General features: G+C 47.1%; 7 protein-coding genes and 1 pseudogene. 4 read left to right on the forward strand and 4 right to left on the reverse strand.

Features of this window, described 5'->3' with window-relative positions; translation table 11 throughout:
• Window positions 1-111: pseudogene (locus FTU82_RS08690) on the forward strand (IS701 family transposase); the annotation flags it as partial.
• 597 nt (window positions 112-708) lie between these two features.
• Here FTU82_RS08690 and recD read toward each other — a convergent pair.
• From recD to FTU82_RS08705, 3 genes are all read right to left on the reverse strand, one after another.
• Window positions 709-2490 carry an exodeoxyribonuclease V subunit alpha gene (recD, locus tag FTU82_RS08695; protein ID WP_100329313.1) on the reverse strand — a complete coding sequence of 594 codons (1782 nt, stop codon included), beginning with the start codon at window positions 2488-2490 and terminating at the stop codon, window positions 709-711.
• A 71-nt stretch (window positions 2491-2561) separates the two neighbouring features.
• On the reverse strand, window positions 2562-6683 hold the full coding sequence (locus tag FTU82_RS08700; RefSeq protein WP_180101255.1) for a UvrD-helicase domain-containing protein: 4122 nt from the start codon (window positions 6681-6683) through the stop codon (window positions 2562-2564).
• A 4-nt stretch (window positions 6684-6687) separates the two neighbouring features.
• Window positions 6688-10392, reverse strand: coding sequence for an exodeoxyribonuclease V subunit gamma (locus FTU82_RS08705; protein ID WP_180101256.1), 3705 nt, complete (start codon window positions 10390-10392; stop codon window positions 6688-6690).
• Window positions 10393-10567: 175 nt separating this feature from the next.
• On the opposite strand from FTU82_RS08705, the gene FTU82_RS08710 reads away from it, so the two are divergent.
• Window positions 10568-11068 (forward strand): hypothetical protein, encoded by a 501-nt coding sequence (locus FTU82_RS08710; protein WP_180101257.1) that lies wholly within the window; start codon window positions 10568-10570, stop codon window positions 11066-11068.
• A gap of 53 nt (window positions 11069-11121) precedes the next feature.
• Here the strand turns inward: FTU82_RS08710 and FTU82_RS08715 are convergent, their stop codons facing one another.
• The gene (locus FTU82_RS08715) at window positions 11122-12540 is read right to left on the reverse strand and encodes a phosphate--AMP phosphotransferase (protein ID WP_180101270.1); all 1419 of its coding nucleotides are present in this window, start codon (window positions 12538-12540) and stop codon (window positions 11122-11124) included.
• 205 nt (window positions 12541-12745) lie between these two features.
• Between FTU82_RS08715 and FTU82_RS08720 the strand changes: the two genes are divergently transcribed.
• Together FTU82_RS08720 and ubiE are read left to right on the forward strand one after the other, a co-directional pair.
• Complete coding sequence (locus FTU82_RS08720; protein ID WP_074383941.1) at window positions 12746-13450, forward strand: hypothetical protein; 705 nt, start codon at window positions 12746-12748, stop codon at window positions 13448-13450.
• A gap of 146 nt (window positions 13451-13596) precedes the next feature.
• On the forward strand, window positions 13597-14541 hold the full coding sequence (ubiE, locus tag FTU82_RS08725; protein ID WP_005095322.1) for a bifunctional demethylmenaquinone methyltransferase/2-methoxy-6-polyprenyl-1,4-benzoquinol methylase UbiE: 945 nt from the start codon (window positions 13597-13599) through the stop codon (window positions 14539-14541).
• Window positions 14542-14544: the final 3 nt, after the last annotated feature.

Consider the following 14544-nt stretch of genomic DNA (forward strand, 5'->3'; position numbering starts at 1 on the left):
GAAAATGTATATCGTTGGCAGAAGAAATTATTTAGACCAGTTATCAAAAACTTCATTGATGACTTTATTCTCGATAAAAATCATCTGCTACCACAGAGAATCTATAAATAATAGTGCGTAAGTCCTAAAATAGATAAAAAAAAGCCCGAGTTTAGTCGGGCTTTTTGGCGCTGTAGTTCTTTCTCTTATCATTATTATTTATTGTGTTTTTTATAGCGTTTTACGCTTGTTATTATTTTCAAACATCCTGTTGAAAAATCACCTTCCTTGTGTGGTAGATTTTGCCATATTCTACAAAGACAAGTAGAGGCATTTAGCGTATCTTGCTGTAAGCTATTTCGTACAATAACTAGCCTAAAAGTTGCATAATATTACATTAATACCACTTTATTTAACCTAATTCGCTTAAATCCAGCCATTCCACAACAATATCCAACTTTAGAATTAAGGTAAATATCTAGTATTTTGAAATATAAATTAATTAAATATAAAAAAGCCTTGTAGTCTCTCCCAAAACTACAAGGCTTAGCGGCTGTAAGTTTCCTCTTTTTACTTACCTCACTGTAAGTTCGCTGTCTACTGACATTCTTTTTATAATTATACGATTATGCTCAACTTTCCGTGTTGAGTTATTTTGTATGACCAATCTTCTCAAAAACTGATTAAAAGCTCTATGCGGCAATTTCTTGAATCCGTGTAAGCTTTTACCTACAAGATCTGATTATTTTTTGCCAATAAACTAGTAGATTGTTCAAGTATTTTTTGACTTAAACCACTTTTACGTGTGGTTCGTACGCATAAGGCTTGTGTAAAAGCGTCACAATCTACCAATAAACTGACCACTTTTTTAGCACGGGTAATTGCAGTATAAATCAACTCTTTACTTAATAGATTTTGCGCATATTGATCCAGCACCACTGCGGTATGTGCAAATTCTGAACCTTGAGATTTGTGAATGGTCAGTGCAAAAGCGGTTTCTATACTCTTTGGCAAACGGGTGGCTAAGACCCATTTTTCCAGACTCGGAAAATAGACTTCAAACTGGCACTGACCAGACTGCTCACGTAAAAAACAGATGCCAATATCACCATTGGATAAACCCAGTTGATAATCGTTATAGGTCATCATGACCGGCCGCCCGACATACCAGTCACCCTGCTTCAGTTGACCTTGAGCTGCTAAAAAGCGTTGTTCAATCTGTAGATTGATTTTGAATAAGCCCAGATCACCAGAACGAATCGCAGTTAAAATACGGTAATCATCAAATGATCTCACCACCTGTTGTACATATTGCTCGAAATTATCTAAGCCTTGCTTATTTTTGACAACCTGTGTATAGGCCTGATAACCATACATCAACTGGTCATAATATTGATTCAATGTAGTGGCCGTCTGTTCAGCACTAGGCGCTAAATATTGCAACTGGATCTGGTCAATCTCAACCTGATCCAAGGCGATGGCTTGTAATTCACTGGCAGTGACAATCTGCTGCTCAAATTTTTGCAGGACACTGGCAGCTTCATGCTGCTGCTGAATAAAATCAGCCATTGCCCCAATCTTGGCCCCTGCTTTAAAACGTCGTGTGGTAATTAAGTTGACCCGATTATCCTGCAAAGTCGCAACCTGTTGCAGATCTGCCAGAACGGTGCCGACATCCACAGAAGCCAACTGGTCTGCATCGCCAAGTAAAATCAGACGTGCCTGAGATGGTACAGCGGCCAGCAACATCTGTGACAGACTTAAATCCAGCATCGAGGCTTCATCGACCACAATTACGTCATAGGGCAAAGGCTGTTTGGCATGAAAACGTGGCTGTCCGCGCGTGCCCAATCCCAATAAACGATGCAGGGTCACGGGTTGTAACTGTTGTAGTGCAGCTATTTCAAACTGCTGCAAAACTTCAGTCTGTAAGGCTTTTTGCAGCGCTTCTTTCATCCGCTGTGCAGCCTTTCCGGTCGGCGCGGCCATGGCAATCCGGATATTCGGCAGCGCATCATATAAAACTGCAATAATATGCGCCAGCGTATAAGTTTTACCGGTTCCCGGCCCGCCAGTAATAATACTGAAGGCTTGCTCTGCCACCATTTGCAGGGCTTTTTGCTGCTGTGGATCTGAGAGCAGACTGCGGTCACGTGCTGTTAACTCCAGGGCTGCAATAGACTGGGTCTTGATTCGTGCTATATGCGTTGCCACTGCCTGTTCCAGCTGCCAGTAGCGGTACAGATATAAATGCTGATCTTCAAACACCAAGGGGGCAATACCCGTGCCTTGCTGAGCATGATCACGCACCAGATTATGCAATAATGCCATTTGTTGAGGGAGCGCTTCAATGCAGCTATCGCCGGCCTGCATCGCCTCAAGCAATTGCTGAATCAGTAATTTTGCTGCCGGATCAAATGTAGCCGAGCTAAATGGAGGCTGACATAAATAGTCAATCCAGGCCATCAAACTGGCGTTTTGTTGCGACACGTGATTCTGCTCATTTTCCACACAGTTATCCTCAAAGTTATCCACAGGATAATTTTCTGTTTAATCTCTATATATTGTATCAGGCAGCAAAATTATGCTGTTTTTTTCTGCTCAAAATAGCCCAAAATCTGATCCAGTTTTTCAACAAATTCGATGTCTGGTTGCCAGTGATATACACCTTGTTCCATCTGCCCGTGCATACCGCGTAAATATAAATAGCTTGCGCCGCCCAGATGCTGCTGCATTGAATACGCCTGCATATTTGCGTTCAGATAACGATGCAGGGCCACCAGATACAAGGCTGCCTGCAACCAGTAACTGGACTGGCTCATATTCTGCTGAATCGCCTCAGCGGTATAATGCTGTTGATCGGGCCCAAGAAAGTTACTTTTATAATCGGCAATATGGTAACGCTGGCCATCAAAATACACCAGATCGATGGAACCGGTCAGATAACGTGCCGATTTGGCTTCATTAAAATCGCTCATGACCATGTCATGTTCAACAAAGAGCTGATGAATTTGTCGGATCTGCAAAGGCGCATCGGTCAGTGACAGATAGAACGGGAATTCTGACAGATACTGTTGATCACCCAGTTGTGCCAAAACAAAATCTGCCTGAATCGGAGTGACCAGAATGTCATGCACCCAGTCATGCATCAGATTGAGTAAAATATCTTCCCTAATTTCATCAAGCAATCCATCTAAAGCAGTCTGGAATATGCTTTCGACATTGAGCTGTTCAGGACTTGCAAGGTGTGCAATCTGGGCCATTTCCTGTTCAAAAAACAGGATAAAGCTGTCATCATCCAGCTCGGTGAAATAACGCTCAAACTGACTTAAAAAGAGCATCAAGGCTGATCGGTCTTGCTGTGCCGATTGAAATAACTGTCGCCATTGTTGACGATAAGCTTCGCTCTGATCATGCAGGCGAATGCCGCTCAGCAATTTATAGTTCAGGCTGGACAAAACGCGTTGCATACTCTGTTGCAACTCATCTGCTTTGAAATTTGCCTGCGCTGCGGCTTGAAACAGGCTACGCAGATTCACCGCTGCGGCCTGATAATGCGGCGCAAAGGTCTGCTCCAGCACAGTACGCAGTTGAAAGGCCTGTTCGAATTTTTCTTTTAGCTCCTGCCAGATTTGCGGTGCAGTATTTTTAAAACGACGGCGAATTTCCAGATTCCAGTAACTGCTATCCTGAAAATTGATATGTTCAAAAATACTGTGCAAGAAAGTCCCGGCCACCGTACCTTTGGGGAAATTCAGCTTGATCCAGTCTAGCGGTGTGACAGCCGGCTGATCTGCTAAAGCATTCAGATTGATTTCATCCGCTGCACTATCCGGGTGTTCCTGTGCATTGACCAGATCATCCTGCAAAACTGGCGCATGTGACTGGTGTTGCGACAATGCGGTAAAACTGGTTTTGGTGCGTGGATAGAACTGTCGCTCTGGCAAAGGTTGCGCCAGCATGTCGATCTTATGATGGTGTGACTGCTCGACCAGACGTGCCGGTTCCTGAGACAGCGGCTGCTCGACCAGAGATAAAGCATGTTCGAAGATGGCATCGCCCTGGCCACGCCAGAACGCCAAGCCCGAATCGGATTGTGCAGCGTGGTCTTGTAACATGGCATACACCCGATGACTGGCACGGGTCAGCGCCACATACCAAAGCCGGTGATTTTCCGCTGCATTACGCGCTGCATTCTGTAAAATCGCCTGCTCGTGCAAATGCTTATGATTGACTGCAATCACCCGGGATTGTTCTAAAATACTTTCAGACAGTGTGCCACTTAATGAAAAGTTCAAGTTGCCTTTATTTACATCAAAAGCAGCATCTGCGCCCAATAAAAATACCACTTTAAATTCCAGCCCTTTAGAGGCATGGATGGTCATCAGCTGTACCCCATGATCACCAGACAGCTTGCGTTCTTTTTCACTGTCTTTGCCTGAAGGGGACTGTAACTGACGCAAATACCAGTGATAGAGTTTTTGGGCACCCTGATAATATTCGCTTTGCTGGCTCAGAATTTCGGTCAGATGACGCAAATTCACCACCACCCGTTCATTATCCAGACTTTGACTGGCCACCAGATGAGTCCAGACCTGAAACAGGTTTAAGGCATAATTCCATGCCGTGAGAAAACCTTTTTCGAACCACATTTCCCGAATTGCATCCAGATCGGCAATATAGCGACTGAGCCCTTCACTCTGCGCCTGTAACTCAATCAGTTTTTTCAGGTTGAAACCCAGCAGGCGGGTCAGTAAGGCACGTTTGACCTTGGATTCATTAAAAGGATCCATGATTGCAGTCAAGACGGCCGCGACATCCTGCGCAATAGCACTGGCAAAAACACTTTGTTTGGACTCTTTATAACAAGGAATACCCATACGCTGTAGGCGCTGCTTGACCTGCTCAAGGGCAAAATGTCCAAACCCCAGCACTGCAATATCATCGGCTTTCAGGCTTTGAATACTGTTCTGCTGCTGAAAATATAACTGCTGTTGAGCAGACTGATTGAGGAGTGCACGGATTTTCCAGGCCACCTGATCGGCTTCTACATCCGACTCACCCAACTGAATCCAGCGTAAGGGCTGCGGATTGCAGACAGCGCTATCGATGAGATCCGGATGTGGCCGACTACCGGCCTGAATCAGGGTGTACTGCACCTGTTCACCAAAATCCATCTGGCATTGAAATAAAGCATCGACCACTTCGACCAGCGCTTTGACCGAACGATGGTTCTGCATCAGGGTATATTCGCGGCCCTGCTTCTGCCGCACGTCAGCATGTGCCTTGTTATAGGTCAGCATGTCGCCACCACGGAAACCATAAATCGCCTGTTTCGGATCGCCGACCATAATCATGCAGCCGGATTGAACCCGGCTGGCATCCCGCCAGATCTTGGCCAGCAGGTCATCCTGATCCTGATTGGTGTCCTGAAATTCATCCACCAGAATCAGCGGATAACGTGCCTGTACAAACTGGGCAAAGCGCTGGCCTTGTTGTCCTTGCAGTGCTTCTGCCAGTGTGCGGATTTGCTGGGAAAAAGTCGTTTCACCCTGCTGTTGCAGGGTTTGCGGCAAACGAGTTTGCACACTTTGAATAATATGAAATTCCAGATAGGTCGTGAGCTGCTTCAACTGCTCATCCAGATCCTGTTTGACCTCACACAGTGCATCAATTGCCACAATCAGGCTGTGTTGCAAAATCAGCTGCTGCTCCGCTTCCGGACAGCTCTTGTTAAAAACCTGAGTGGTCGGCTGGAAATCAGTTTTTTTACGGCGTAAATGGCACAGATTCAGTAAAATCGGTTGCAATTCCGCATCAAAGAAACTCATGCCACCCTGAGTTTTTAGGGCTGCGCTCCAGGTCATAAAGTTTTCACAAACGTCGGTTAACTTGGTCAAAAAACTCTTGTGAAAATACTTTGGACTTTCCTGACAATAGCGCCGCATGACTTCGAGATCATGCTCATGAATATTCAATAATTGGGTAATACAGGCTTCTAATTTACCTAGATCACATTCAGCCGGCTCGACCTTCTGGAATTGCTGCTTGCTAAAATTCAGAGCATCCCGAACCAGCCCGGTATAATGCTCGACCGGTTTCAGCAGATTCTGCACATACAAATGATTGACCATATATTGGGGCTGCTGCTGAATCCAGTCACGCAGCACATCATGAATCAGTTGCTGGATATATAAATCCTGATCTTCGGTCAGTTCAGCACGTTCAATCTTGCCACTTTCAAAAGCAAATTCACGTAACAGTTTCTGGCTAAAGCTGTCCAGCGTCCCGACAAACAGTTCATCCAGCTGGTTCAGTACCAGACGCAAGCGGCGACGGGCATAGTCCATCCGTGTGCCATAATCTTTCAATACCTGCTGAAATAAAGGATCAGTTTCGCTCTGAATCTTCGCTGCAATTTCCACAGAATTGAGCTGCTGATGACGCTGGATATAGGCCAAAGTTTCTTCGACCCGCAGCCGTACCCGGTTTTTCAGTTCGGCCGTTGCCTTGCGGGTGAAGGTGGTTGCAATCACCTGATGCGGATAATACTGATCCAGAAAAATCCGCACCATCAAACTGGATAAAGTATAGGTCTTGCCGGTGCCTGCCGAGGCCTCAATCCAGTGTAAGCCCCGGAACGTCATGTCCTGAATCGGATTGGTAGAAATGGCTTTTTGCATCTGCTGCTTTAACACGGTCATATTGCTATTTCACCCATTCCAGATGTTGGTGAATCGGCGCATACAGAGCATGGGCGAAATCATGACAGCAGCGCTGCAAGGCCAGATCCGGGTCCTGATCCTGCAAAATAAACTGCCAGTCCTGATGCAACAGGCTGGATTCATCCGAAGCCAAAGGCTTGGCACTTTCATAGCTATTATTCCAGGCTTTTAGCAGTTCCGGCATTTCCACAATGGTCATTTTGCCCTGTTCATTTTCGGCCCACTGCCACTCTTTTTTCATCAACAATTCCGCTGGCAACACCAGCGGCTGCTGTTGACCAATTTCCCAGGCTTTGAACCAGAACTGTAAATATTCTCGCGCTTTAGTTGAACTCAAGCCGGAAAATTTCAGGGTCTTATTACTGAAAATCACAATACGTTCCAGTTCTGGTGAGCGTGCATCATCATTTAAGTAAGCCAGCCATAACAGATATTCCAGCCAGATCTGGGCACGGCGTTTTTCCGAGGCCGAAGAAGATTGCAGACTTAACCAGTAACTGCTGTGCGAGGCTTGTGGTACGCTGATATGAATGATCAGTTCAGGACTAAATTGCAAGGATTGCTGGGTCACCGGCGTCAGTTCTTTGCCGAGCTGTAGCAAACGTTCTTGCAACAACTGCTGTTCCTGCTGACTGCTGAGCCAGGTGGCTTGCTGGGTTTTGCCTACTGGCAAACGGTCTAGCATCAAGCTCGGCTCAATCTGCTGATCTTGTTGTAATAGAAAATCCCGCACCTGATATTGTTCCAGCTTGTTTAATAACAAGGGCTCACGGGAACTCGGCAAATCTGCATAGCGAATTGTGGAAATTCCGACACTTTTCAGAAATAAACGCGCCGGGAAAATCATGTCCCGAATCCACTCATCGCCTTTTAGCACCCGCAGTTCTTTTTGTTCAACTGCCGGATAATGCGCATTGATCCAGCTGCTGCGCTTGCCTTCGGCGCTGCGGATATATTCTGCCACCGCAAACCACTGATCCCGATAACGCGGTGTTTGCACATCTGCAAATCCGGCTGGATCAAAAGGCTGCAAGGGATGTACATGATAAAGCTGCTGGATATGTTTAGCCACTGACAGACCATTGATTTCCACCACAGAATCGACCTCGGCATCCGGCTGTTCCGACTGACAGATGAATGCGATATGCTGAATCAGTTCCTGCAAGGCAGTGGATGGATCGCGGGCCTCGCCATCGTCCAGATCAAAGCCATTATAAAACAGCCATAAATTATCCTGCGCCAATAGCAAGGCATCCAGAAAAGCGCCCTGCTCATCATCCAGACGCGAACGATCGCCGAGTTGCGGCTTCAGGCTGCGCATCAGATCAAACGGCACCTGCTGATTCCGGCTCGGAAACTTACCGCTATCCAGATTCAGCATCACCACCAGCTGATAAGGGAGTGGCCGGATCTGGCCAATCTGGCTAAAAGTGATCTGTCCGGTTGGTTCGGCCTGATCCAGCTGCATTTCTAGCGTATTCTGAATTTCTTCCAGCACATAAGGCAAAGGCAAACTCAGTGCCACCAGCTCCTGACTGGCATGTGAATCATCCTGCTCATGATAATCGGCCAGGGTCAGCATCCGCATCTGCTTGTCGATAATCTCGGCCACAGTTTTGAGCGATTCCACCCCGGCATCACGAAATTCATTCAGATCGGCGCGCAAATATTCCAGCCAGGTTTTCACCGGCGTGCGCTGTCCGGTCTCATGCAAAGTCAGCCAGTCACGGCGCTGCACCAGATCCTGATAAATCTGGATCAGGGTTGAAATCAACGGGAAATCACTGGTCAGAACCTTGGCATAACTCAAGGTATCCTCAAACATTGTATGTTCAGGAATGGCCAGGCCCAAAGCCAGACGGTCTAGCGCGAATTTAAAACTAAAACGGTAATCATCATCGCCTGCGCTCAGGCTTTGCTGTAAATGCTGCTGGTCCAGACCGCGCTTGAAGCCAGCCTCCGTCAGCAACTGCAACATCCGTTCTACCTGACTATAGTCCAGAGCATAACGTTGCTGGGTGGCATTCAGGCTGAGCCAGTCGGCAAAGTCCTCAATACTGAAACGGCGACGTACCCACTGGATCCGGCCCAGTACCGCGCGCCAGGCATTGCTAACATCCAGACGCGACACCCCGGCAATCTGGATCGGTAAATACAGGTTATCTTTCTGCAACCGTTGGCTGCCGATCTCACGCTCACGTGGTGGCGGGGCAAAGACACTGCGAATCGCCGGTTCCAGTTCTTTCAGATTCGGACTCAGCACCAGAATGTCGCTCGGTTGCCGTGGCTGCTGTTCCGTGCCTTGTGCCAGCCAGTGAATGACCTGTTCTTTGAGTACTTCCAGCTGACGCAACGAGGAATGACAGACATGAATCTGCACCGAATCATCGGCCGGATTTAAAGCATATTGATGCTGTTCAGGTTCGAGTAAATATAAAATATCTGACTGGATTTTTGCCAGCAGCTTGTCCTGATAGTTATCGACAAAGACATCGGCCCAGAGACCTTCTTCTCCCGAAGCCAGTTTGGAGAGTAAAGAGAAATGATCCCGCGCCTGCTTGCCAAAGCGGGTCAACAGCGGATGCCGCGATTCACGATCTTCGGCATTAAAATTGAGCTGCTTGATTCGAAATTCTTTCAGTTCAGCATCATTCGGTTTACGTTGGCGAGTTTTTTCAAAGCGCTGAATAAAGCGCTCTTCCCGTTGCAGATCAAATTTGGCTTTCCAGTCCGGATCGACACTGTCGGCCCAGTATTCCTGCGAGGGGTTAAAATGAAAGATATAAATGTCTATGTACTGACCCAGACGGCGTAAAAAGTCCAGCTGGCTGGGCGGAAGTTCCAGCAGGCTAAATACCACTATCTGTGCCGGCAAGCGCTTCAGGGCTTCGCTTAGGGTTTCCGGATTCTCCAGCCGTTCCCAATACAGCCGCTCAATTTCCAGAATTTTGGCATAATCCTCCTGAAATACATGCTGCCACAACCAGCGTTGCCAGGCTTCCAGCTCACGCGCCTGAATTTTGACGAAATCGGCCACCTGCATTTCGTGACCATTTTCATCTTTGGGACTATAAATCATCTGCTCGGTATCCAGCGCAACATCCTGTCCCCAGGCCTCTAGCCAGTTGGTCGGGCAGCTGCAGCTTTGCGGTGGACAGTTACGTGCACAATAGCCGCGATAATCCATATAATGGCTGAACAAGCGCGATACCTGTTCGGCCACCCAGTACAGCATGCTCTGTTTTTTCAGCTGTTTTTCTGTGCCCTGTTCCAGCCGGTCGGCACTGTCGTAAATCCGCTTTACAATTGAATACAGCGGATGATCGACGTCTAAGGGAATCTGTTCTGGCAGAATACATTTGCGCAGTGCCTGAAACACGCGCCATTTGATGATAATACGCGGAATATTGGCTTCTCGAACCTGTTCGACTTCTTTAGGCGCATTCAGCACCCACTGATAAGACGTCCACTGAAACGCACGAATTCGGTGATGGAACTGGCTATTGGCACTGATGCCTTTCTTCTCGGCAATTTTTTGAGTCAACCAGCTTTCTACGGCCGGAGACGGCACAATAAAATGCCGGGGCTGTAACACTTCAAACGGATGCCGGGCAGTTTGATTGACAATACGCAGCATACTATCCAAAAGCACATCAATGCGTTGACTCTGAATAACATGGATTGCCATCGTTTCCCCTGAACTGCTGAACTAGTTTTACTACAAAATGATAAAGATTAGTTACTATACATCTCGAGCGCTGTATGACACTTTAAAACCACACTTCAGTCGAAAAATTTCTTTGAAAAAAGCATCTTAATGATGCTTGCATAGAAAAAAACAACATAGAGCTTAGGTAGTGCCCATGAAATTAGATAAAATTCCTGAACGTATCGATCCAAGCTTAGATTTGGAACAAATTCGTGCCGAGTGCCTGGAACTCACCAAAAAACGTGCCTACTATTCTGCGGGTGCCGCCATTATTCCAGTGCCGTTTATGGATGTCGTCATTGACATCGGCATCTTGTCGCAATTGATTCCCGAGATCAATGCCCGCTTCGGACTGGCGCCTGATCAGATCAGTGTCTATGATCCCAAAACCCGTCAGGTGCACTGGAATGAGCTGCGTAAACGCAGCGTAGAATTTTCTGGTCTGGTGGTCGCGCGAACTGCTGTCAAAAAATCTTTGAACAATGTTGCAGCGAAAGTGATCACAAAGCAAGTGACAAAATTCATTCCCCTGGGTGGTCAATTGATTGCCGCCAGTCTGGGCTATTTTGTCATGAAAAAAATTGCCGAAGCTCATGTCGAGGAATGCTACCGTGCGGCTAAAAATATCCAGCAAAAACAGATCGCTCAAGGTTAAGCACATTTGAGCTCAATATTTTAAACAGCTGAGCCCGTGCTACTTCAGGCAGATTATTCTGCCTGAAGCTGTTTTAAAATGGCCTTTAACACCTCGACCCGTGCGGTATTTTTATCATCGGTCGCAATGATATGCCAAGGTGCATAATCGGTCGAGCTACGTTCAAACATGTCGGCTGCCGCTTTCAGATAATCCTCCCAGCGTTCCCGGTTACGCCAGTCATCCTCAGTAATTTTAAAACGCTTATGCGGTGTATCTTCGCGGGCCTTGAAACGTGCGGCCTGTTCATCTTTGGAAATGGCCAGCCACAGCTTGATCACCACGGTTTGATGCTTGACCAGACTTTGCTCAAAACGGTTAATTTCCGCATACGCACGTTGCCATTCTGCGGTACTGGCAAAACCTTCTATCCGCTCTACCAGTACCCGCCCATACCAGGAACGGTCAAAAATACAGATATCATCATCGCTTTGCAGTTTGGTCCAGAAGCGCCATAAATAGGGACGGCTCAGCTCATATTTTTCTGGTGCGGCAATGGTATGAATTTCATATTCACGCGGATCCAGTTTTTTCACAATGCGCTTGATCGCACCGCCCTTTCCAGCCGCATCCATGCCCTCAAACAGAATCACCACATTCCGCGGATCGGACCGCATCGCCTTGGCCACCTTAGCCGTTAATTTTTTCAGCTCCGGCTTGTAATCCTCTGCCTTGGCTCGAGTTTCGGCAGGATGTTTTAACAGTTCGGGAATCTTGGCCTGTTTCCATCGTCCACTGGCTCTGGCCGGATGATTGGGGCAATGCTTGAGAGCACCCAGAATATGCTGGGCAAATTGCTGGTCACGCTGCTGTTCATCTTCACCCTCAATAATGAACCAGTCTTCGGTAAAATGCTGACGCAAGCGCTGCAAGGTGTCGTACTGTTTTCTGTCGCGCCAGTCCAGACCATGCAGCTGATGCCAGTGCGCTTCACTCGGATCCATGGCATCCAGCCGTTTTTGCAGGGCTTTCCAGGACAGGTCAAACCAGACCTTGACCACATCGACATGATTATTTTTCAGGTCCTGTTCAAAGGCCTGCATCTCTTGCAGATAATGATTGAACTGTGTATTAGTGATCGGATCTGAAGCTTGCATGGCGCTGCTCAGCAGGTCGCTGTACCAGTTGCCAAACAAGACCATGATCTGTCCTTCGGCCGGAATAAACCGCGCATAAGGCTGCCACAAAGTCTGTTTAGGCCCGGCCACTTGCGGTGCATCCGCTTTCACGCGCAAATAGCGCGGATCGACCCATTCACGCAGCTGCTTGACCGCTTCACCCTTACCGGCCAGCTCAATCCCGTTGACCAGAATCAACAGGCTTTTGGCATTTTTCTGGCCACGTGTTTTTTTTAAATCATATTGAGCATCAATCAGCTCGACCGATAACTGATCTTCATCCATTAACTGAAATTGTGGTTGTTCCATGCGTATCTTCAACCCTGATGTTTTATTCTGTTTGCAGTATAACGATGAGTTTTGGCGCAAAAATAGCTCTGGCAACGTTTTTCACACGATTAAATTGGCTATTTAAACAACACATTGACAGACAAATGTCCGATCTGTGTTCAATTTGTCATAGCAGGATTGCCCGGCAGCCTCTAAGATTCTTGCATTCTCAAACTATAATTGAAATCTCATGTCCAAACTTGCCGTTCTCGATGATCTGTTAGCGCATTATTATCAGCTGAGCTATCATACCCAACCGGACATTCTGAGCCGTTTACAGGATGTACAGGCCTGGCAGAAAGTTCGCATGCAGCGAACTCATCGCGCGCATTTTGCGGAAAAACCCAATCAGTTGATGGCCGAATATTTCCTGAACCGTCTCTATGGTGGTGCCGAATTTGATGCACTGGCAGCACAGATTGCCCGGCTGATGAAATATGCCCATAAAGCAGAAAAAGTGATTCCTGAAAATGCCATCAAAACCGGGACATTGGGTGTAGAACTGGCGATTCTAGCGGTACAGCTGGATGAGCAGGTCGCGATTCAGTTATTACAGGATTATCATCCGCATGAAACACTGACCGATGAGATGATGCGCCTGACCTATCTCAAACTGGATCAGGGTCAGGCACGGTTAAAACAACTGGCCTTGCTGGATCAGCTCGGTATGAGTCTGGATAAATACATGCGCTCCTTTGTGGTCTATGCGGCCTTCAAGATGTGTAAAGGCGCGGCCAATAAATATAACTTTCAGGTGATGTATGCGTTTATGCAGGATGGTTTCCTGGCCATGAAGCCGCTGAAATCGGCAGAAAAATTTGTCCGTGAATTTACCGCAACCGAACGCCAGATTATTGATAAAGTGCACTCTGGCGATGCGTTGCCATTTCAATAAATAGTAGTGCAGTATTTCTGCCAAGCGCACATTTTTCTGTATATTATTCATAACAATTGCATCATGATTGCTGAATAAGCCTTTAGAATCTGTCATGATGCAGACAATGCAAGATTAACCCGATTGATATGTTAGGAGTGACTCCAATGTCGAATGAAAATACAACGCCTACCCCTACCCCTGAGTCGGCACAACAGACAGACAAAGTGAGCCCATTCTTAACTGAACCTCTTCCACAAGGTACGCCGCAAGGTCAGCAACAATCCCTCGAACAACGCCTGACTGATACGCCAGTCACAGGCTCGGTGCCGAAATATAACCTGCCACGCGGTGCCAATACCGGCAACGTGGGTTCAACCACACATTTTGGTTATCAAACCGTAAACAGCGAAGAAAAGGCCCAGAAAGTGGCTGAAGTGTTCCATTCGGTGGCCAGCAAATACGACATCATGAATGACCTGATGTCTTTCGGGATTCACCGTCTGTGGAAACGTTTTGCAATCAATATGTCCGGTGTACGCCGTGGCCAGCAGGTGCTGGATATTGCCGGCGGTACCGGTGACCTGGCCAAAGTGTTTAGCCGTGAAGTGGGCCCGACCGGTCATGTGGTGCTGTCTGATATTAACGAATCGATGCTGAATGTCGGTCGTGACCGTCTGATCGATGCCGGCTGTACCAATGTCGATTTCGTACTGGCCAATGCTGAAACCTTAGAACCATTTGCAGACAACAGTTTTGATCTTTTGACGATTTCTTTCGGTCTGCGTAACGTGACCGATAAAGATGCCGCACTTGCATCGATGTATCGCGTACTCAAGCCAGGTGGCCGTTTACTGGTGCTGGAATTCTCTAAACCGGTGTTTGAGCCATTCTCTAAGCTTTACGATCTGTACTCATTCACAGCCTTGCCAATCATGGGTAAAATCATTGCCAATGATTCTGAAAGCTATAAATATCTGGCTGAATCGATTCGTATGCATCCAGACCAGCGTACCTTAAAAGGCATGATGGAAAATGCCGGCTTCCAGAATTGTGACTATCACAACCTGACTGGCGGGATTGTTGCGGTTCACCGCGGTTTTAAACTTTAAGGT

The sequence above is a fragment of the Acinetobacter sp. YH12151 genome, assembly GCF_013418355.1.
Classification (GTDB): Bacteria; Pseudomonadota; Gammaproteobacteria; order Pseudomonadales; family Moraxellaceae; genus Acinetobacter; species Acinetobacter pseudolwoffii.

Bases quoted from the DNA above. Each gene is read 5' to 3' on its own strand.
- FTU82_RS08700 (WP_180101255.1), bottom strand. From the start codon at position 6,683: ATGACCGTGTTAAAGCAGCAGATGCAAAAAGCCATTTCTACCAATCCG.
- FTU82_RS08705 (WP_180101256.1), bottom strand. From the start codon at position 10,392: ATGGCAATCCATGTTATTCAGAGTCAACGCATTGATGTGCTTTTGGAT.
- FTU82_RS08710 (WP_180101257.1), top strand. From the start codon at position 10,568: ATGAAATTAGATAAAATTCCTGAACGTATCGATCCAAGCTTAGATTTG.
- FTU82_RS08720 (WP_074383941.1), top strand. From the start codon at position 12,746: ATGTCCAAACTTGCCGTTCTCGATGATCTGTTAGCGCATTATTATCAG.
- ubiE (WP_005095322.1), top strand. From the start codon at position 13,597: ATGTCGAATGAAAATACAACGCCTACCCCTACCCCTGAGTCGGCACAA.